The following is a 20,775-nucleotide window of genomic DNA, read 5'->3' on the forward strand; positions in this document are numbered from 1 at the left end:
CAACAACTGCTTCACAAGGTATTACGAGAAGGATAGGCTGCGTAAGCATATTGATACGCAGCCTACTATAGATAGGGCTGGCTAGTTTTGTCTTCTTGATCTCCTAGTTACAACTTTCGTAACCTGAAGCTAAAAGCAGTTCACGCTCATGCTTAATCAACTTGGCACGATCTTCAATTAGTTCATTCAACGCTTGAGAGGGCTTACCCGCTAATGCTTTGAATGCGTCAAACGACTCTGCACTGTCAATCTCGTCGATCATGCTGCTGATGACGTTACGCGCTTCGCATGGGTTATCATCGGTAGTGAAGTATTCTACTTGCTTCGCTGCCGATTTCATTTCAGTCAACAGTTCTAATGGGCTAGTTTCTTTTGCCACAGCCATGTAATTATCAAGTACACGCTTCGCATACAACAATTCTTTTAGTGGGATATCACGGCCACTTTCAATCAGCGATTCATTAAGGATCATACTTGAGCTCATTGGCATTCCTTTTTTATCAATAATTCAAACTTCTTGGGCGTTTGATTGAGTCTAATTTATTGAAGTCTGAATGGGAATGCCTAAAAAGCACATTATTAAACGATTTTTCTGATTATTTACGCTTTGTTAGTGAGTAAATACGCGAATGGTGAGTCTGGTAGAATCTTCAGATAATAGGACTGTCAGGACCTCGGAGTATCCAAAAGCTCAAACTCTGCATCAAATGCGGGCTTTATTCGTCCTCAATATTCAATATTAATTGATAAAGAAGCGACCCGGTGTCACCCCAAAGCTTTGTTTGAATAGATGATTAAAAGCACTTACGCTGGTAAAGCCGCACTCTAATGCCACGGTAGTGACAGGGTGAGTTTGCGCCAACAAAGTCAGAGAGTGGAACAACCTTACTTGTTGACGATACTCGATGAAAGACATGCTAACTTCATTACGAAACAAGCGGCTCAAAGTACGACTGCTGACGTTAATTTCTTCGGCCCATTGCTTTAATGAACGATTGTCCGCAGGCTTGTCCAATAGCGAGTTACAAACCAATCCGAGCTTGGCGTCGTTGGGAAGAGGGACCTGAATGGATGCTTGCTCAGAAAGATGAATGATCATCTCACGCAGCATTGGTGACACATTTAGAACATCACTCTGATTTGGCAGCTCAGTATCGATGCTTGGCAACAAGTAGACATTTTTCATCGCCGCATCGCCATACATGTACACCTTGTGGCTCTCATGCGCTGGGATCCACACCGCTCTCTGAGGCGGAACGACCCATAACTTGGATTCTGTCTCGACCGCCATCACACCACTGCTGGCGTACACCAATTGGTTGTGCCGATGGCAATGCCAATCAATGACGTGTCCATTGGCGTAGTGCTTGGGAATGACCACCGCCTCTAAGCAATTGATGTTGGTATCCAAACTGATGGCTTTGACGTCTTGGCTCATTTGAGCAATAACCTGTCTCAATAGAATCTATACGCCAAATGCTAGCCAGATAAACTGAGCTTGTCATTAATTAGCTTTCCTTTATTTGGTTTGGAGTCGAGATGAACCGTTCCTTTCACGCTGGTGTCCTCAATGTGGGGCATGCGCTCAATCATTACTTCTTGCTCATTTTTCCTTCTGTCGTACTAACGCTGCATAAAGAATGGAACATGAGTTACGCCACACTACTTCAAGTAGGAAGTGCAGCCATGTTGGTTTATGGCGTGATGTCGCTACCGGCTGGTTGGCTAGCGGATCGTTGGAGCCGAAAAGGCATGATGCTCGTTTTCTACTTTGGGATGGGCACCTCTGCGTTATTTACTGCTCTTGCGCAAACGCCATGGCAAATGGGATTGGGGCTTTGTGCCATAGCCTTGTTTGCAGCGATTTATCATCCCGTCGGTATCGCACTTATATTCAGTTCTGCAAACAAAACAGGCAGGGCTATCGCAGTAAATGGACTAGCAGGTAACTTAGGTTTGGCGTTTGCGGCAATTGGAACCGCTTTGTTGTGTCAATGGTTCGCTTGGCAAGCCGCATTTTATATTCCAGGTCTTGTGTGTTTATTAACTGGCGTCGTGTACTGGTTTGCATCGAAAGGTGTTACTGATATAGAGCATGCGAAAAATATAAGTGACAACGTAACAATGCCTTCGCGACAACTCAACGTGTTGTTCGCTTGTGCTGCGGTGATTGTCTTCTTCGGTGGTTTGGTCTTTCAATCTACTACGACCTCGTTGCCTAAAATTATGGATGCACAATTTAGCCAATCATTGAGCCTTTCAAGCACGTTAACCACATCGATTTTTGTTTGTGCCGCGTTTATTCAGCTTGTTGTTGGTGAACTAATAGATCGCGTTGATATCAAGAAGCTGCTCGCCTGCATTGCTGGTGGACAGTTGTTATTCCTGCTATTGGCGACGGTTACTCATGAGTGGTCATTGGTTTTCGTGTTTGTTGGTTTGATGCTGTGCACATACGCGCAAATACCAGTGAACGATTGGCTTATTGGCCGTTATTCCGATGCGAAATGGCGCTCAAGAATCTATGCCGTTAAGTACACATTGAGCTTTAGTACTGGACCTATCGCGTATTGGCTTATCGCAGCGACTTATGCCCATACACAAGAGTTTGTATTGATGTATTTCATCCTTGCTGGTGGGATGGGGCTTGCATCACTGAGCGCATTGATGATGCCTTCTTCAAGCAAAAGAAAAACGGATAGCACCACATTAGTGAAACAAAAAGGAGCGCAGGTTGCGCTCCTTATTCTTATCTAATTAGTTACTTTAGAAGAATACCAGTTATTTTGATACGCCTTTGAAGCAAATAGAGCGTTGGCCTTAGCGCGCTCTATCACGGCAGGGTCAACTTGAATTGGCTTCATAGTTTGGTTAACAAAGTCATATTCCATTGTGGAGACTTTCTTACCCGGTGAGAACACCACTAGATTATCTCGGGTTAAGTAACCAAAGTTCTTATCGTACTGCATCATTGCTCGCTCATCTTCACGTGCCAGAGGCTTAGTCAAGTCACGACCAATCATCGGTGTTTTGGCATCAATACCGATAAGTGACAATAGTGTTGGCGGCATATCGATGTTGTTCGCAATACGGTCATCTTTACGCGGTTGGATGTCTTTACCAATGATCAACGCAGGAATGTGGAAGTGCTTCACGGGCACCAAGTCAGCGCCAAATACACGAGCATCATGGTCAGCAATGACGATGAACACTGTATTATTCCAGTATGAAGACTGCTTTGCTTTGTCAAAGAATGTCCCCAGAGCATAGTCAGAATATTTAACCGCGTTATTTCGCGTCATGTACTCATCATCGTGCTGCTCAATTTTACCCTGTGGGTACTCATAAGGGCTATGATTACTTGAGGTGAATACCAAGCTGAAGAAAGGCTTGTCAGTTTTAGATAAGCGCTCAAACTCTTGGTCTGCTTTAGTGTAAAGATCTTCGTCACTTACACCCCAAGAGCCAACAAATTCAGGGTTCTCATAGTCCTTTTCTTCCACAACCTGGTCGAAACCGTTACCGAAGAAGAAGGTTTTCATGTTATCGAAGTTTGCTTCACCACCATAAATGAACTCAGTGTGGTAACCGCGGTTTTTCAGTAAACCGGCAATAGTAAAGAAACCTGTTTGGCTTTTGCTTAGTTTTACAACTGCTCGCGATGGTGATGGCGGGAAACCTGTTGTTACCGCTTCGATACCACGAACAGAGCGCGTTCCGGTTGCGTACATTTCCGTAAACTGCCAACCTTCAGCCATCAGTTTATCGAAGTTAGGAGTTAGTGGAAGGCCACCTAGTGAGCCTACGAACTGTGCTCCCAAACTTTCTTGTAGCAAGATAACCAAGTTTTTTGGCTTCCCCTGGTAAGTCGCTTTATTCGTGTTCATTGTTGGAAGAGCTGATGGGTCAAAATCAGACTTCGCAGAAGAGGTGCGAACGATGTCGAGCATCTTTTGATCGTCCATCTTGCCGTAGAACTGTTCTGCGTTCTTTTCTGATTTCATATTGTTCACAGCAAACAATAATGAGTAAGAAGAGTTAAGTGCTAAATCGTTCATCAGCGGGTCATTAGAAAACGCGACCATTGCAGGGTTTAGTGGACGGTGGCCTAGAGATGAACGAGCGCCAGCAACACCAATCAAAACCACCAAAATCGCAAGCACAGGGCGCCACTTCCAATTAACTTGTTGGGCGTTATCAGTGAGCTTTTTACTCCACTTCCAGCCAAAGAAAAGTGTAATTACAGTACCAAGAGTACCAATAAATAGTTCTAACTTGTAACCAGTCCAAAGCATGCTGAAGACCTCTTTTGGATAAATGAGGTATTCAACAAACAAGCGGTTAGGGCGTAGATCGTACTCTTGAATAAATGGTGCGGTTGCGAGCTCCATGTAAACCAAGATCCATAGCCCTGCAACCATCCAGCAACGTAATACCCACTTCCAGCAATCGCCAACTTTTCCTTTTACGGGCAATAGGGCAGATAGCAAGCCAGGAAGGATGAACAGCCAACAAATGGTTGCAAAATCAACACGGAGCCCTTGACCAAGAATGTAGATTAAGTCGTTAAAAGATTCGATTCGGTCAGAAAGCCAAACGGCAAGTAAAATCCGCGAAACGGAAAGAAAAGCAAGCGAAAATAGCGCAAATACAGCGATAGGCTGCAAAGGCCCAAATGTGGGCTTTCTCATAAATATTCCCTAATTTACTGATGTGTCTAATTTTTATGGTGCGTTTTGTACCAAACAAAACGTGAAGCAAACGTGAAATATAAGGCTTATTTATAGATTTAATTGTAATGATTGGTATGACTTTGTAAGGGAGAGTATGTGAAGGCTACTTGCCGCGAATTATTGTCATTTAAGAGGCAAATTAGCACTTGGTTGATTTTTATCTTTTTCTTTTTTAATGTGGGGACTATGAAACGCTTAACTATTTCTATCTCGACTGATTGTTGCTGCTGCACCTCCCAAGACGTGCGGCGGCTTTCGCGTAGCTATTAGTTAGCAAAAAACCATAAAGACATACCAAAGGCCGCAGGTGTTTTCATCCGCGGCCTTTTTGCATTTAAAGGAATAACAATATGAGCCAGCCGAAATTACAACTCTTTAATACAATGGGGCGCACCCTTGAGCCGTTCCATACCATCGAATCAGGTAAAGTTGGTTTGTACGCATGTGGTCCGACGGTGTACGACTATGCGCATGCAGGGAACTTGAGAACCTACCTTTTTGTTGATGTGCTAAGGCGCACGTTAGAGCTCAACGGCTACGACATAAACCACGTTATGAACATCACGGATGTTGGCCACTTGGTGTCTGACGCCGATACCGGTGAAGATAAAATGGAAAAGGGCGCGAGAAAACAGAACAAGTCTGCTTGGGAAATTGCAAAGTACTTTGAAGACGCGTTTTTGGATGACCTTAATCGCTTGAATATCATCAAACCATCAATCATTTGTCGCGCTACTGAGCACATTCAAGAACAGATTGAATTCGTCCTAGAGCTTGAACAAAAGGGCTTCACCTATCAAACCTCTGATGGCGTTTATTTTGATTCAGCGAAGCTTCCGGATTATGGAAAACTTGCCAAATTGGACCGCGAGGGGTTAGAAGCGGGCATTCGTGTCGAAATGGCAGAGAAAAAGAGTCCAACTGATTTCGCACTCTGGAAGTTTAGCGGCGATACACCAAGACAAATGGAATGGGAAAGCCCTTGGGGAGTGGGCTTTCCGGGGTGGCACATTGAATGTTCTGCGATGGCAGAGAAGTACCTTGGGGAAGTGTTCGATATTCATGTCGGTGGGGAAGACCATATCCCTGTTCACCACACTAACGAAATTGCCCAATGCCAAGCAAAGAATGGGCACGTACAAGCGAATTACTGGCTGCATGGCTTCTTCCTTCAACTTAATAAAGAGAAGATCTCCAAATCCGGTACGTCACTTCGTCTTGAAGCATTAATCGAGAAAGGCTATGACCCTTTAGCTTACCGCTATCTGGTGCTGACCGGTCATTATCGCAATCATTTGAGCTTTACTTGGGAGAGCTTGGACGCGGCACAAACGGCTTTGAAGCGCCTGAAAGCGAGAGTATCGGCATTACCAGAAGGTGGCAAAGTCGACCAAACGTATGTTGAGCGTTTTATGTCACTCATCAACAACGATTTAGCCATGCCACAAGCGATGGCACTAATGTGGGAGTTGCTTGGAAGTGCATTAAACGATGCAGATAAAAAGGCAACGGCGCGCTATTTTGACCGTGTGTTTGGTTTGGAGCTTGATAAAGTAGAAGAAGAGGAAGTCCCTCGCGAGATCTTGGAGCTGGTCGAATTGCGACTGCAAATGAAAAAGCAGAAGGAGTATCAACAAGCCGACGAAATCCGCCAGCAAGTCGCTGAGCTCGGCTATAGAATCAACGATGCCGGCAATAGCTCAACGGTGAGCAAACAAGGTTAGCAAGCCAGAAAACAAAAAGGCTCACTGCGATAGTGAGCCTTTCTAATTGAAAACGATCAACGCTCTCGTCGCTATTGAATCGCTAACTCAGGTTGCGAAGCCGTATTCACTTCTGCGGTTTGATTGTACTTCTTGATCACCAGCGTCAAGCGAATTAGCATTGCCATCGCAGCGGTGGTTAAGCCGGTCACGATACCAATCCAGAAGCCTTCTTCGCCCATTGCAGGAACGATTTCATCGGTGATACCCAGTAACATACCCAGTGGAAGCGCTAAGCCCCAGTAGGCAAGAATCGCCAGAATCATCGGGATCTTAGTATCTTTGTAGCCACGCAGAGCGCCGTTCGCAGAGGTCTGTAGTGCATCGCTGAATTGGTACATCGCAGTAAACATCAGCAGAGTAGCCGCTGTTGCTGAAACCACAGGATCTGTTGTGTACAAACGAATGATCCACTCAGGGAACAGCAAGAAGAAGCCGACTGAAACCAACGACAGTAGCGCAGCGGTAATAATGCCAACCAAACTACGGTGAGAGGCCGTTTCAAGCTTTTGTTCACCCAATGCATGACCAACGCGAATCGTGATACCAAATGAAAGGCTCATTGGGATCATGTACGTCATGCTAGAAATGTTCAGTGCAATCTGCGCCGCAGCAACGTTTTCTGCACCAATACGACCAATCAATAGGGCAATAACCGCGAAGATGCTGCCACAAACCGCAATGTTCAAACCAATCGGCATACCGAGTTTGAAGAGTTGTTTGATCTCTTGCCATATCGGCTTTAGCTCAGCGAAGTGCAGAATGTTTTTGTAGTGATGATGGCGTTTGATGTAGCTAAACAGTAGGGCAGACATCAGCCAGTAAACCAAGCTCGTTGCCCAGCCACAACCAACCGCACCCAGAGCCGGCATGCCGAATTTGCCGTAAATCAGAATGTAGTTAACAGGGATGTTTACCAACAAACCAATCACCGAAATCAGCATGGGTGCGCGAGTGTTGTTCATCCCTTCGCAAAAGCCATTCAAAGTGTAGAAAAGCGCAATGCCGGGAACACCAAATGCCAACGCAACAACATAATCACTCGCGATAGGAATGATCTCAGGTGCAACGCCTAGGCCAACGAGAATGGTTTCACCAAGTAGCAAGTAAACAATCAAAATTGCGCTAACGAACGCCGACAACCAAAGCATTTGAATAAACGCGATACGCACGTTATCCAAACTTTGTGCGCCGCGATGGTAAGCCACGACAGGTGTTAATGCCATGATGATGCCGCGAAGCAATAGCGAAACGGGTAGCCATAAACTGGTGCCAAGTGCGATCGCAGCGAGGTCGGCAGCACTCACTTGTCCTGCCATTGTGGTATCGATAAAGCCCATCGACTGAGTGGCAAGTTGCATCAGAATGATAGGGATCGATAGGTGTAACAAAGCGCCCGATTCTTTAAAAAAACGAGAAAAAGAGGAAGGTGTGTTTTGCATGGATGTAGTTAAACACCAATATCAATGCACCAGTGGAAGCAGGATGGCGTTGTGCATTGTAGGGTGTGCCGCGTAGGCAGGCGCAATATACGGACTTTTGTTCTGCCATTCAATATGTAATTTGGATCACAGAGAAACGATTGCGAAATGAGTTTCGGATAAAAAAGCGCCAGCAGTTTTGGTTGCTGGCGCTTGGTCTTATTTAGGAAGGAATTCGATAGTTAATTACAGTGACGCTTTTTTAGCTTCTGCAACCCAAGAGTCAAACAATTGTTGGTTTGCTTTGATCCAGCCATTAACGTGAGACTCGATATCCGCCGCGCTGTTTTTTCCTTGACTCATCATCATGTTTTGCGCGCTGACATCGTTGATGTTCAGCTTAACGATTTCGAACAGTTTTGCAGCAGAGGGGTTTTTCTCGGTAAAATCTTTGTTCGCCACGATGCGCATTGAGTTCATTTCAAACCCATAGTTTTTACCATTCTCAAGAGTGGTATCCACATCTTTACGTTCACCAGGTAGGGCAGAGAATGGGACTTCTAGCCAAACCACATCTTTACCCGGAACGAGTACGCCACTTACCCAATAAGGTGTCCACGTGTAGTACAAAATCGGGTCGCCTTTCTTATAACGAGAAATGGTATCCGCAATGATTGCCGCGTAGTTACCTTGGTTGTGTGTGACCGTGTCACGAAGTTGGTAAGCGTTAAGCTGCTCTTCAATTACCATTTCGCAGCCCCAACCTGGGTTACAACCAGTGAGGTCAGCTTTGCCATCGCCATTGGCGTCAAACAGTTTTGCTAGCTCAGGATCTTTCAGCTGACCAATGTTGGTGATATTGTACTTTTCTGCGGTTTTTTTATCGATTAAGTAGCCTTGAGCCGCACCACTAACGTACTGCCCTCGGCGGTAGAATTTATCATCACCACCTGACATCGTGTATTTGTCTGCGTGCAAAGGGAACCAACCCACAGCTAAGAACGTCGCATCGCCTTTTGCGATCGAAGTGTAGCCAACGTTGTAATCGACTTCCTTAGTTGGTTGAACATCGTAGCCCAACGCTTCAAGCGCGCGGTTAACAATAAGAGTTTGAAACGTTTCTTCGGCAACCGTTGATTGAACTGGTTGGACTGAAATGCCTTTACCCGGTAAGTCATTCGCTAAAGCTTGAGTAGAAAACGCCATCGTTGCTAACGTTCCTGCTGTTAGCGCTTTCTTCCATGAATTATTCATTTGTGTTTCTCCTAAGTTTGAGATCAGGTTGGTTCGATTTGTTGGTCAGCTTTAAAAGGTAAGAAACTGGACCGGTGTGGTACCAACGTAACTTCGTGTTACCCGCGTTAGCGCCTAAAACTTGTGTGATACGGTCGAGTAGAATAGCAAGGATTACGATGCCTAAACCGCCCACCGCTGCTAGCCCCATATCCAAACGTCCGATGCCACGTAATACCATTTGTCCCAACCCACCAACTGCGATCATAGAGGCAATAACCACCATAGAAAGGGAGAGCATCAGGGTTTGGTTTACGCCCGCCATAATGGTGGGTAAGGCAAGAGGAAGCTGAATGCGGTACAGCATTTGCTTTTTGCTGGCTCCAAATGAGTGTCCGGCTTCAATCAGCTCTTCTGGGACCTGTTGAATACCAAGAATGGTCAAGCGAACCACGGGAGGCAATGCAAAAATAATGGTGACCACCACGCCCGGTACATTCCCTATACCAAATAACATGACGATAGGTACTAAGTAGACAAAGGCCGGAGTGGTTTGCATCGCGTCGAGTATGGGACGTATGAACTTCGCGGCGGTGTTGTTTCTTGCTAGCCAGATACCAAGTGGTAATCCAATGATCAGACAGAAGAAGACGGATGTCAGTACTAATGCCAAGGTCGTCATTGCTTGGGACCAAGCGCCTATCAGCCCAATGAAGACTAATGAAGCGAATGTCGACATCCCCAAGCGTAAATTAGAAAATTGCCACGCAAATAAAAATAGAATGATGAGCATGAAAGGAGCGGGTGTAGAGACGAGCGCCGTTTCAAATGAGGAGAGAATGAAATCAATGGGAACGCGAATTGCCTGAAAGACCGGACGTCCATGTTCGACTAGCCAATCTAACCCAGATTCTACCCAAGTATCCAAAGGAAGGACCGCATTTTGAAAGGGATTCATGATATCAAAAGGGGCTGTTTCAACGGTTTCAGAATTCAACCAGTCCATACTTGACGTCGTTTCACCGCCTTGTGACCAAGGATCACTTTGTTCTGTCGTGGTTGTTGACCACGGGTCGGTTTGTTCCGTTTCTGTCGTTGACCACGGATCGTTAGTGGTTTGTTCAGTTGACATGATGACTAATCCTTATCCAACGTTTGCAGAAGACGTGATTTTGTAACGACACCATAGTAGTGGCCTTGCTCGTCGACAACTGGGACGGCATAAGGGACACCTGCGACGACACCAAGAATGTCGTTGATCGCTTGGTCTGGCAGGAGGGTGACTTCGTCGATCAATTGTGCGCTGGCTAGTGAGCGATTTTCTTTGTGGGCAACGCGTAACGAATCAAGAGAAACAATGCCAGAATAGTGGCTAGATTTATCAATGACGATGCCGTAATCGCGGTCGTGATCCATTAATATCTGCATTGCGGAACCGGGACCATCATGTTCGGACTTCTTGAAAACAGCGGCTGGCTTTTTTCGAGCGATGTCTTTCACGGTCAGTACGTTTGCAACGTTGACACCTCGGAAAAAGGCTTCCACATAATCATTGGCAGGTTTATGAAGAATTTCATCTGGTGTACCGACTTGAACCACATCGCCATTTTGCATGATGGCAATACGATCGCCGATTCGCATAGCTTCATCCAAATCGTGAGAGATGAAAACAATCGTACGTTTATCGTCATTTTGCAGTCGAATAAGTTCATCCTGCATTTCGGTTCGGATTAGTGGATCGAGCGCTGAAAAAGCCTCATCCATCAGAAGGATATCAGGGTCGCACGCGAGAGCTCGAGCGAGGCCAACTCGTTGCTTCATACCTCCAGACAGCTCATCCGGATAGGATTCTGCGTAGGCATCGAGGCCAACACGTTGCAAGGCTGATAACGCACTTTCTTGCCTGTCTTTGAGGCTCACACCAGCGAGTTCAAGGCCAAAAGCGGCGTTTTCGATCACCGTCATGTGAGGCATGAGCGCGAAGTTTTGAAAAACCATGGAAATGTTATTTCGGCGAACTTCTCTAAGTTCATCTTCAGAAATGTGGGCAATATCTTTACCTTTGAGGTAAACGCTGCCTTTGGTTGGTTCAATTAAACGATTGAGAAGACGAACGAGGGTGGATTTTCCTGAGCCAGATAGGCCCATAATGACAAAAATCTCACCTTCATTGATGGAAAGAGAGACATCGTTAACGCCAACCGTTAAACCTGTTTGTTCAAAAATACGATCTTTATCGATGCCTTTCTCAATCAGTGAGAATGCGCGGTCAGGATCGTCACCAAAAACCTTATACAGTCCCTTAACTTCCAGTATGGGATCCATGTAAATCATCCTTAATTTTGAATATTTTGTAGTAAAACGTTTCGTACTCTAAGTAATTTGTGGTCGGATTTCAATGTTCGACAAAAGGTTTATGTCGTGACATTACACAAATTGGACATAAATGGGTTAATCAATGACTTGGTTTTAAATGATTTAAAAACAGCGTCTTATGTTGATTTGTGGTGCGTCGCAAAAGGAGCTGAAATTGGTTATGAAATATTTTTGAATTTATTGTGGTTGATAAGTGACATTTTTAACCTAACTGAATCTTTCGCCAAGGGGACGCTTTAGAATGTTTTAAATTAGAGTTCAAATTAATGTATTGGTGGCATGTTCTGCTATTTGAGTCGATTCATACCAACTCTGGATTTATTTATTGCCTGATTGAATGCTTGGTGATATTTATCGCTGAAGTTTAGTCAATGCATGGAATAAAGAATGGAAGCCGAGCAATTAGAAGTACTCAATTTCATTAGCCAATACCCACCTTTTGATGACTTACCGGAAGAGCATCTAAGAAACATCGCAATGAATGCTGAAGTCGCGTATTACCGCGCAGGGACGGGCATTCTCAAGAAAGGCGATGACATTCGCGATTTGTACATGATCCGCAGTGGTGTGGTGGAAATCTTCCGCCGCAAAGGCGAGTTGTACAACCGTATCGATGCTGGTGGCTTGTTTGGACAAATGGGGTTGTTGATGAACAACCGTGTCCGTATGCCAGCCAAAGCGATAGAAGACACCTTGGTTTACTGCATTCCAGAGAAGATCTTCACTGAGCTATGTGACGAGTTTGAGAACTTCGCCGATTTCATGGAGTTGGAAGACAGCGCGAGGCTGCGCACTGCGGTATCAAACCACTCAGATGGGAATGACTTTACTACTGCGAAAGCGCGCAAGATTTTAAGCCGTGAGCCAGTGACACTAGAAGCCACTGCAACGGTGCGTGAGGCGGCAATCTTGATGGCGGAAGAGGGCGTTACTGCGCTTTTGATTGTCCGCGCACAAGAAGACATTACTGAAGACGACGATGATCAATTGCTTGGTATCTTGACCGAGAAAGATCTGTGCGTTCGCGTTTTAGCTGAAGGACGAGACAGCGACATTCCTGTGAGTGAAGTGATGAGCTACGACGTTGTGTCGCTTGATTACAGCGCTTACGTGTTTGAAGCCATGCTGACAATGCTGCGTTACAACGTTCATCACCTACCAATCTTAAAAGAGAAAAAGCCGATTGGCGTGATCAGCATGACGGATATCGTCCGTTATGAATCGCAAAACAGTTTGTTGCTTGTGAGCTCTATCTTCCAACAAAACTCGGTAGAAGATCTCAAAGCGGTATCTAAACAAGTGAAAGACTGCTTTGTGCGAATGGTAAGTGAAGACGCAAATGCCCACATGGTTGGACGAGCAATGTCGGTCATTGGCAGCAGCTTTAAACAAAGACTTGCAGAGTTAGCAGAACAAGAATTAGGTCCTGCGCCAATCCCTTATTGCTTATTAGCGATGGGTTCTATGGCGCGTGATGAACAGCTTATCGTCACAGACCAAGACAACGCGCTGATTCTGAATAACAGCTACGATCCAGCACTGCATGGTGAGTACTTTGCTCAACTCGCAAAATTCATTTGTGATGGACTAGCCGAATGCGGTTACACCTACTGTACTGGCGACATAATGGCGACCAACCCAGAATGGCGCAAAACGCGTTCAGAATGGGAAGAGTGCTTTGCGAACTGGATTGATGATCCTACGCCAGAGCGACTTCTGAACAGCAGTATTTTCTTTGACCTACTTGGTGTACATGGACGCGTGAAATGGGCAGAGCAATTGAGCGGCTTCATTGTGCGTCGTGCTAAGAAGAACAATCGATTCTTAGCTTGTATGGCTTACAACGCGATTCGTCGCACACCGCCGCTTGGTTTCTTCAAAGACTTTGTGATGGAGAAAGATGGTCGTCACCGCAATTCCATCAACTTGAAACGCCGAGGCACTGCGCCAATGGCGGATCTGATTCGTGTGCACGCCTTGGCAATTGGTTCACGTTCACAAAACTCGTTTGAACGCCTAGATGACATCAACAATGCGGGCATCTTACCGAAAGGCCGTGGCATGGACTTAAAAGATGCGATGGAGTTGATCTACATGGTGCGAATCCGACACCAAGCACTGGATATCGAAAATGGGGAAGAGCCGGATAACAACATCGAGCCAGAAGAGATGTCGGAGTTTGAGCGTCGCAACTTAAAAGCCGCTTTCCAAATCCTAAGCAACGCGCAGAACTACATTAAGTTCCGTTACCAGAGAAGTGGCAAATGATGTGGTTTTCAAAACAAAAGCAAGATATCACTGATTTGCTTGATACCAGCCAGACACCTGATTGGCCAATCTTCTTCGAGCAACTCGCCGAGCAAGCGAACGATACTCGATTAAAACGTTATTACTCTACGCCTATTGTGAATGGTGATATGCCATTAAAAGAGGTACCGTTTATCTCCGTTGATTTTGAGACCACGGGTTTAAACGCCGAGGAAGACGCCATTCTCACCATAGGTTTGGTGCCATTTACGCTAGGGCGAGTACAGTGCAGCGGATCTCGTCATTGGGTGGTGAATCCAAATCGAGAACTGAATGAAGAATCAGTGGTGATCCACGGTATTACCGACTCTGAAGTGAAGAATGCGCCGCAACTTGAACAAATTCTGGAGGCCATTCTTGATGCGTTAGCCGGAAAGATTGTGGTGGTGCACTACAAAAATATTGAGCGTCAATTCTTCAATAATGCGTTGTTAAACAGTGTGGGTGAGGGGATTCAATTTCCAGTCGTTGATACATTGGACATTGAGTACGCGATTCAACGTCGTGAGTGTGAAGGTTGGTTAAACAAGCTCAAGGGTAAAAAGCCGGGTTCTGTGCGACTTGGCCACGCGCGTGAGCGCTACCATTTGCCAGCTTATCAGCCACACCATGCGCTGACTGACGCTCTTGCTACCGCTGAGTTGCTTCAAGCCCAGTTACAGTATCACTTTGATGGTGACATGCCACTGTCCGTGATATGGCAATAACTCATCCATATCGTCTATGAATTGGCGATAAATTTTATTAGTCGTCCTGATAACAAAATGCAATGCGATATCAGGACGATTAACGCTAAAATTACAAAGTAGAGCAACCCTTCTAAAAGCGACGTAACGATCGCAAATAAGCTTTGCAGCAAGTGACGCAAGAAAGCCATCACTCAAAGTCCTACACAGATTTTAATTTGGTCACGTATTTTAAGGAGATAAATCGTGAGCACCGACAACAATGGCGGTATCCAACGCCCCGACGGTAAAGTGAACCCGATCGATACTGATTACCAGATCGGTCAGGATAACGTCGCGCTAAAAGTAGGTCCTTTTGGACTTGATATTCACAACCGTGTGTTCGCTATTTCAGGTATGTCGATCATCCTGTTCGTAGTGTTAACACTGACATTCAGACAACAAGTTGAGCCGTTCTTCGCGGGTCTGCGTGGTTGGCTTGTTTCTAACCTTGATTGGTTCTTCCTATCTGCAGGCAACGTGTTTGTCGTAGTATGTTTGATCCTGATCGTAACACCACTTGGTCGCGTTCGTATCGGTGGTACAGAAGCAACTCCGGATTATACGTACGCAGGTTGGCTAGCGATGCTGTTCGCGGCTGGTATGGGTATCGGTCTGGTATTCTTCGGCGTATCTGAGCCGATGTCTCACTTCAGTGCTGCTCTTGGCGGTGTGAACGTTGAGAATGGTGTTCGTACTGACTGGGCTCCACTAGGCGCAGCAGAAGGTGATACATCAGCGGCGTCTGCACTTGGTATGGCAGCAACGATTTACCACTGGGCACTTCACCCTTGGTCAATCTACGCACTGTTGGCACTTGGTTTGGCGATCTTCTCGTTCAACAAGGGCTTACCTCTAACGATGCGTTCTATTTTCTACCCTCTTTTTGGCGAGCGCGTTTGGGGTTGGGTTGGTCACATTATTGATATCTTAGCGGTAGTCGCGACGGTATTTGGTCTTGCGACTTCTCTTGGTTACGGCGCATCACAAGCAGCTACAGGTCTAAACTTCCTGTTCGGTATTCCGATGACAGAGACAACGCAAGTTGTGCTTATCGTGATCATCACAGCACTTGCTTTGATTTCGGTAGTCGCTGGCTTGGATAGCGGTGTAAAACGTCTGTCTGAAATCAACATGGGCTTAGCGGCACTATTGCTATTGTTCGTGATCATCGTGGGCCCGACAGTAGCAATCATGACTGGTTTCTTCGAGAACATCATGTCATACCTTGCGAACGTTCCAGCGCTTTCAATGCCATTTGGTCGTGAAGACGTGAACTACTCACAAGGTTGGACGGCGTTCTACTGGGCGTGGTGGATTTCATGGTCACCATTCGTCGGTATGTTTATTGCGCGTGTATCTCGTGGCCGCTCAGTTCGTGAGTTCATCGTGTGTGTTATCCTGATCCCATCAACCGTGTGTGTATTATGGATGACGGCATTTGGTGGTACGGCGATCAGCCAATACGTGAACGATGGTTACCAGGCGGTATTTGACGCAGAGCTTCCACTTAAGCTGTTCGCGATGCTAGATGTGATGCCACTGTCTCAAATCACCTCTATCGTAGGTATTATTCTGGTTGTGGTGTTCTTCATCACTTCTGCGGACTCTGGCTCGCTTGTGATCGATACGATTGCCGCGGGTGGTAAAGTAGATGCACCAACACCTCAACGTGTATTCTGGTGTACATTTGAAGGCTTAGTTGCAATTGCGCTAATGCTTGGTGGTGGTCTCGCGGCTGCACAAGCGATGGCGGTAACAACTGGTCTGCCATTCACTATCGTATTGTTGGTTGCAACGGTATCTCTAGTGAAAGGTTTGATGGATGAGCCTCGCCCAACATCAAAATCAATGAAGAAGGCGAAAGCGTAATTTAAGCTTCTTTCATAACAACGAAAAAACGGCATGCTTCGGCGTGCCGTTTTCTTATCTAAATTCTTCATCTTTAGCCATCAATCGGCTGCCATTCTCTTCCTGCTCGAAACAATTCCTCAGTGCGAAACTCACGATGTTTTGCTCATTTGGCTTCGTATAATTTTTTACCCCATAAATACATTAGAGCTCAAACTATTTTTAAAGTCATGCTCATTTGGTCTTAATGCGATCTAGATCAAATAAGTAGGTATTTAGAGCGGCTTTGTTTGATTTTCATGCACTATCAGTGTGCATAATAAAAAGGAAATTTAATTAGTGTACGAAGGATATGTATCTACACATGATTACCTCAGCCCCTTGGGTGATGTATCCAGAGATTGGAGAAGGCCCAAGCAAAAAATGGATTTTTCGTGAACCTGTCGTTTCTGACGGCGACGATATTTATGGTTTGATCGCAGATTGTCCACCGCTCGATATGAACTCTTCATATTGTAATTTCCTCCAATCTAGCCATTTCAGCAAAACCTGTGTTTTAGTTGAACACAAAGGTGAGATCGCCGGTTTCACCTCTGGCTATCAGAAGCCGGATGAACCTAATGTGCTGTTCATTTGGCAAGTTGCGGTTGCCCCACGTTTCAGAGGAAATGGCTTGGCGTCTCAAATGCTTGAACGCTTACTAAAGCGGGAAGGGCTCGAAGACATCAACGCTATCGAAACCACAATCACTAAATCCAATGATGCATCTTGGGCGTTATTTAAAAAGCTCGATGCACAACATGGAAACGCCGGCGAAGTGACGACTTTCTTGGATGAAAAGGATCATTTCAAAGGCAAGCACGATACCGAGTATCTGTATCGTATTCCCCTCAAGTAATCCCCACAAAATAGGAATCAAATAACGGTCTTATCATGGATATTTTCAAAAAGCAGGAATCCAACGTACGTTCATACTCAAACAGTTTCCCAGTCGTCTTTCGTAAAGCAAAAGGCTCCTGGTTAGAAACAGAACAAGGCGAACGCTACCTCGATTTCCTTGCTGGAGCGGGATCTCTAAATTACGGTCATAACAATCCAGTACTTAAGCAAGCGCTCCTTGAGTACATTGAAATGGATGGCATTACACACGGCTTGGACATGCATTCAGAAGCCAAAGCCGCTTTTCTTGAAGCACTAAATCAATACATTCTTGAACCAAGAGGGCTAGATTACAAAGTTCAGTTCACAGGCCCAACCGGTACCAATGCCGTAGAAGCTGCAATCAAGTTGGCAAAAAAAGTGAAGGGGCGCAGCAGTATCGTTGCCTTCACAAACGGTTTTCATGGCTGTACGGCTGGCGCTTTAGCTGCAACGGGCAACCAACATCATCGCCAAGGAGCGGGTTCTAGCTTAAACAATGTTACTCGTATTCCTTTCGAAGGTTATGCAGATATTGATGGCCTCAAATTGTTTGAAACCATGTTGTCAGATAACTCGGCAGGCATGGACAAACCGGCTGCAGTTTTATTAGAGACGGTACAAGGCGAAGGTGGCCTTAACGTTGCGTCTAACCAATGGTTGCAGAGTCTCAGCAAGCTTTGCAAAGCACACGATATCTTATTGATTGTTGACGATATTCAAGCTGGCTGCGGTCGAACAGGTACTTTCTTTAGCTTCGAGCCATCGGGCATTAAGCCAGACATGGTAACGTTGTCAAAATCGATTGGCGGTTATGGTCTGCCAATGGCCATCGTTTTGTTAAAACCTGAATTGGATAAATGGAAACCAGGCGAACATAACGGCACATTCCGTGGCAACAATCACGCGTTTGTCACAGCAGCTAAAGCACTTGAAACATACTGGTCAAACGACCGCTTTGAGCTGCACATTAAGCGCTGTTCAAACATGGTTGAAGAAGTCATTCAACGCTCCGTTCAACGATTCCCTGAGTTGTTTGTTCAGAGTAAAGGTCGCGGCATGATGATCGGTATTGAGTGTAAGAATGGCGAGATTTCAGGAGCTATTGCAAAAACCTGTTTCGACAATGGCATGGTGATTGAAACAGCCGGACCAAATGATGAAGTGGTGAAGTTCTTTTGCCCATTGACCATTTCTGAGGCCGAACTCACTCAAGGGCTTAATATCTTCGAGGGCTCGGTCGAAGCCATCGCAAGTAAACATTTCAAACAAGCATCATAGCAAGGAAAGAATTATGATCGTTAGAACACTCGATGAGTGTCGCAATAGCGAAAGACGTGTTGTGTCTGATAACTGGGAAAGTGTCCGTATGTTATTGAAAGACGACAATATGGGCTTCTCATTCCATATCACGACGATATACGAAGGAACCGAAACACACATTCATTATCAGAACCATCTAGAGTCGGTATTCTGCATGAGTGGAGAAGGGGAAATTGAAGTCGTTGGCGGTGAAACTTACCCAATCAAACCGGGTACGTTGTACATCCTAGACAAGCATGACGAGCACTACCTACGCGCCTATAAAAACAAAGAAATGGTCATGGCGTGCGTGTTCAATCCGCCGATCACCGGTGCGGAAGTGCATGATGAGAATGGTGCTTATCCCTTGGTAGACTAGTCAATCTCTTCAAATACTTGAAATGGGGTGAAGATTCACCCCTTTCTTTTTCCTTTCTTTCAAATGACCAATCATTAAGGCCCCCTCATGACATTTACCGTAGAAAAGATCGGCGGTACTTCGATGACAGCGTTTGATGCTGTGCTCGACAACATCCTCCTTCGTCCACAAAACCCATATAACCGTATTTTTGTTGTTTCTGCTTATGGCGGTATGACAGACGCTCTATTGGAATGTAAAAAAACCAGTAAGCCCGGTGTCTATCAGCTTATCGCTAAGAGAGATGAGGCGTGGCAAGACGCTTTAGCCTACGTTGAAAGCCGAATGCTATTGACGAATGAACACATCTTTGCTGATCCGATGAATAGAATGCGAGCGGATAAGTTCATTCGTTCCCGAATTGCGGAAGCAAAAACATGTGTCACCAACATCCTAGAAACTTGTCAATATGGGCAGTTTTCTCTGCGTCAGTACTTACCGCAGATTCGCGAATTTCTTTCTTCAATTGGTGAAGCACATAGCGCTTATAACACCGCGTTAAAGCTCAAAAATATGGGAATTAATGCAAAATTTGTCGACCTTTCTGGTTGGGATAATCAACAACCTCGCAGTTTAGATGAGACGATACGTGAAGCGTTTGAAGAGATCGATGTGACTCAAGAGCTGCCAATCGTGACGGGTTATGCGTACTGCAAAGAAGGACTAATGCACACTTATGATCGTGGTTACAGCGAAATGACCTTTAGCCGAATTGCTGCAACAACCAAAGCCGATTTAGCGATTATTCATAAGGAATATCACTTAAGCTCTGCCGACCCAAGAGTTGTGGGTGTCGACAGCGTTAATCCCATCGGATTTACCAATTACGATGTAGCCGATCAATTGGCCAATCTTGGCATGGAAGCGATTCACCCCAATGCGGCGGCGGGTTTACGAGAAAGTGGTATTGAGTTGCAGATCAAAAATACCTTTGAACCTGAGCATAAAGGGACGCTGATCTCGGCCGATTACCGTCCTGAGAGTGACCGCATTGAAATTATCGCAGGAAAGCAGAAGGTATTTGCGCTTCACTTGTTTGATCAAACCATGGTTGGAAAAGTGGACAATGTCAGTTACGAACTGATGGAAATCATTGCCGATGCACGCGTCAACCTTATCGGTAAAGAGATGAATGCGAACTCAATAACGTATTATCTAGGTGGCAGTGTCGATAGCCTAAACAAAGTACGTTACAAAGTAGAAAAACGCTATCCGCAAGCCTCGATTACAGGGCGTATGGTGGCTCTTATCTCTGCAATAGGTTCTCAAATCGATACCAATAAAACGTTAGCTAAAGGCGTTTTTGCACTGATGAATCGCGATGTGACACCCATTGCTCTCCATTCATCAATGAGAAACGTTAACGTACAGTTTGTTGTGAGTGACGACGAGTATAAAGAAGCGATTTGTGCACTACATGAAGAGTTCTTTGAGCAAGACAGCGATGCAAATAAGTCGGCGAATGTTGCTTAATCGATTTGCCTAATGATGATGCAGTTTCAAATGCGGTTAATCGCTATTTGAAACTGCTTAACTGAATACATATTTTAAACTTCGCATGATAGTGGAGAATACAAGAGTAAATAATGACTTTGAGCGTCGTTTATCAATCAGTTCTTCTATCACCACTATATCGTCTTTAGTTAACCTTGCTCGCCAAATTAAGCACCAAATGACCCTAACACGATAACACTGGTTGTTAACGGTAATTGGAACGTTTCTAAATGC

At 45.4% G+C, this 20,775-nt stretch carries 16 protein-coding genes; 9 read left to right on the forward strand and 7 right to left on the reverse strand.

Features of this window, described 5'->3' with window-relative positions; translation table 11 throughout:
- Positions 1-103 precede the first annotated feature (103 nt).
- On the reverse strand, positions 104-484 hold the full coding sequence (locus B853_RS06745) for a hypothetical protein (protein ID WP_038887707.1): 381 nt from the start codon (positions 482-484) through the stop codon (positions 104-106).
- Between the two features lie 255 nt (positions 485-739).
- Positions 740-1,438, reverse strand: a complete 699-nt coding sequence (locus tag B853_RS06750; RefSeq protein ID WP_038887705.1) for an AraC family transcriptional regulator — start codon at positions 1,436-1,438, stop codon at positions 740-742.
- Between the two features lie 101 nt (positions 1,439-1,539).
- On the opposite strand from B853_RS06750, the gene B853_RS06755 reads away from it, so the two are divergent.
- On the forward strand, positions 1,540-2,757 hold the full coding sequence (locus B853_RS06755; RefSeq protein WP_050569025.1) for an MFS transporter: 1,218 nt from the start codon (positions 1,540-1,542) through the stop codon (positions 2,755-2,757).
- Here the strand turns inward: B853_RS06755 and B853_RS06760 are convergent.
- Entirely contained in the window at positions 2,754-4,691 is a 1,938-nt protein-coding gene (locus tag B853_RS06760; protein ID WP_038887704.1) for an LTA synthase family protein, read from the reverse strand. The genes B853_RS06755 and B853_RS06760 overlap by 4 nt on opposite strands.
- A gap of 392 nt (positions 4,692-5,083) precedes the next feature.
- Here B853_RS06760 and cysS point away from each other — a divergent pair, with 392 nt between their 5' ends.
- The gene (gene cysS / locus B853_RS06765; RefSeq protein WP_128826833.1) at positions 5,084-6,457 is read left to right on the forward strand and encodes a cysteine--tRNA ligase; all 1,374 of its coding nucleotides are present in this window, start codon (positions 5,084-5,086) and stop codon (positions 6,455-6,457) included.
- Between the two features lie 71 nt (positions 6,458-6,528).
- Here the strand turns inward: cysS and B853_RS06770 are convergent, their stop codons facing one another.
- The 4 genes from B853_RS06770 to proV form a co-directional block, all read right to left on the reverse strand.
- Complete coding sequence (locus B853_RS06770) at positions 6,529-7,938, reverse strand: MATE family efflux transporter (RefSeq protein WP_038884730.1); 1,410 nt, start codon at positions 7,936-7,938, stop codon at positions 6,529-6,531.
- Between the two features lie 225 nt (positions 7,939-8,163).
- Positions 8,164-9,171 (reverse strand): glycine betaine/L-proline ABC transporter substrate-binding protein ProX, encoded by a 1,008-nt coding sequence (proX, locus tag B853_RS06775; RefSeq protein ID WP_038884731.1) that lies wholly within the window; start codon positions 9,169-9,171, stop codon positions 8,164-8,166.
- Positions 9,164-10,282, reverse strand: a complete 1,119-nt coding sequence (gene proW / locus B853_RS06780; protein WP_038884732.1) for a glycine betaine/L-proline ABC transporter permease ProW — start codon at positions 10,280-10,282, stop codon at positions 9,164-9,166. The genes proX and proW overlap by 8 nt, the downstream gene beginning before the upstream one ends.
- Before the next feature lie 5 nt (positions 10,283-10,287).
- The gene (gene proV, locus B853_RS06785) at positions 10,288-11,475 is read right to left on the reverse strand and encodes a glycine betaine/L-proline ABC transporter ATP-binding protein ProV (RefSeq protein WP_038884735.1); all 1,188 of its coding nucleotides are present in this window, start codon (positions 11,473-11,475) and stop codon (positions 10,288-10,290) included.
- A 438-nt stretch (positions 11,476-11,913) separates the two neighbouring features.
- Here proV and B853_RS06790 point away from each other — a divergent pair, with 438 nt between their 5' ends.
- The 7 genes from B853_RS06790 to B853_RS06820 all read left to right on the forward strand — a co-directional run bounded on the left by B853_RS06790 (position 11,914) and on the right by B853_RS06820 (position 20,520).
- The gene (locus B853_RS06790) at positions 11,914-13,794 is read left to right on the forward strand and encodes a DUF294 nucleotidyltransferase-like domain-containing protein (RefSeq protein WP_038884738.1); all 1,881 of its coding nucleotides are present in this window, start codon (positions 11,914-11,916) and stop codon (positions 13,792-13,794) included.
- Positions 13,791-14,540 (forward strand): 3'-5' exonuclease, encoded by a 750-nt coding sequence (locus B853_RS06795; RefSeq protein ID WP_038884739.1) that lies wholly within the window; start codon positions 13,791-13,793, stop codon positions 14,538-14,540. Before B853_RS06790 ends, B853_RS06795 begins: the two co-directional genes overlap by 4 nt.
- 225 nt (positions 14,541-14,765) lie before the next feature.
- Positions 14,766-16,430 carry a BCCT family transporter gene (locus B853_RS06800; protein WP_005433884.1) on the forward strand — a complete coding sequence of 555 codons (1,665 nt, stop codon included), beginning with the start codon at positions 14,766-14,768 and terminating at the stop codon, positions 16,428-16,430.
- 343 nt (positions 16,431-16,773) lie between these two features.
- Complete coding sequence (gene ectA, locus B853_RS06805) at positions 16,774-17,307, forward strand: diaminobutyrate acetyltransferase (RefSeq protein ID WP_038884741.1); 534 nt, start codon at positions 16,774-16,776, stop codon at positions 17,305-17,307.
- A 35-nt stretch (positions 17,308-17,342) separates the two neighbouring features.
- A complete protein-coding gene (gene ectB, locus B853_RS06810; RefSeq protein ID WP_038884743.1) occupies positions 17,343-18,608 on the forward strand; it encodes a diaminobutyrate--2-oxoglutarate transaminase in 1,266 nt (421 codons plus the stop codon).
- A gap of 13 nt (positions 18,609-18,621) precedes the next feature.
- Positions 18,622-19,008, forward strand: a complete 387-nt coding sequence (locus B853_RS06815) for an ectoine synthase (RefSeq protein ID WP_038884744.1) — start codon at positions 18,622-18,624, stop codon at positions 19,006-19,008.
- Positions 19,009-19,095: 87 nt separating this feature from the next.
- Positions 19,096-20,520 carry an aspartate kinase gene (locus B853_RS06820; RefSeq protein WP_038884748.1) on the forward strand — a complete coding sequence of 475 codons (1,425 nt, stop codon included), beginning with the start codon at positions 19,096-19,098 and terminating at the stop codon, positions 20,518-20,520.
- Positions 20,521-20,775: the final 255 nt, after the last annotated feature.

The sequence above is a fragment of the Vibrio rotiferianus CAIM 577 = LMG 21460 genome (genome assembly GCF_002741985.1).
GTDB lineage: Bacteria > Pseudomonadota > Gammaproteobacteria > Enterobacterales > Vibrionaceae > Vibrio > Vibrio rotiferianus.

Bases quoted from the DNA above. Each gene is read 5' to 3' on its own strand.
- B853_RS06745 (WP_038887707.1), bottom strand. From the start codon at position 484: ATGAGCTCAAGTATGATCCTTAATGAATCGCTGATTGAAAGTGGCCGT.
- B853_RS06750 (WP_038887705.1), bottom strand. From the start codon at position 1,438: ATGAGCCAAGACGTCAAAGCCATCAGTTTGGATACCAACATCAATTGC.
- B853_RS06755 (WP_050569025.1), top strand. From the start codon at position 1,540: ATGAACCGTTCCTTTCACGCTGGTGTCCTCAATGTGGGGCATGCGCTC.
- B853_RS06760 (WP_038887704.1), bottom strand. From the start codon at position 4,691: ATGAGAAAGCCCACATTTGGGCCTTTGCAGCCTATCGCTGTATTTGCG.
- cysS (WP_128826833.1), top strand. From the start codon at position 5,084: ATGAGCCAGCCGAAATTACAACTCTTTAATACAATGGGGCGCACCCTT.
- B853_RS06770 (WP_038884730.1), bottom strand. From the start codon at position 7,938: ATGCAAAACACACCTTCCTCTTTTTCTCGTTTTTTTAAAGAATCGGGC.
- proX (WP_038884731.1), bottom strand. From the start codon at position 9,171: ATGAATAATTCATGGAAGAAAGCGCTAACAGCAGGAACGTTAGCAACG.
- proW (WP_038884732.1), bottom strand. From the start codon at position 10,282: ATGTCAACTGAACAAACCACTAACGATCCGTGGTCAACGACAGAAACG.
- proV (WP_038884735.1), bottom strand. From the start codon at position 11,475: ATGGATCCCATACTGGAAGTTAAGGGACTGTATAAGGTTTTTGGTGAC.
- B853_RS06790 (WP_038884738.1), top strand. From the start codon at position 11,914: ATGGAAGCCGAGCAATTAGAAGTACTCAATTTCATTAGCCAATACCCA.
- B853_RS06795 (WP_038884739.1), top strand. From the start codon at position 13,791: ATGATGTGGTTTTCAAAACAAAAGCAAGATATCACTGATTTGCTTGAT.
- ectA (WP_038884741.1), top strand. From the start codon at position 16,774: ATGATTACCTCAGCCCCTTGGGTGATGTATCCAGAGATTGGAGAAGGC.
- ectB (WP_038884743.1), top strand. From the start codon at position 17,343: ATGGATATTTTCAAAAAGCAGGAATCCAACGTACGTTCATACTCAAAC.
- B853_RS06815 (WP_038884744.1), top strand. From the start codon at position 18,622: ATGATCGTTAGAACACTCGATGAGTGTCGCAATAGCGAAAGACGTGTT.
- B853_RS06820 (WP_038884748.1), top strand. From the start codon at position 19,096: ATGACATTTACCGTAGAAAAGATCGGCGGTACTTCGATGACAGCGTTT.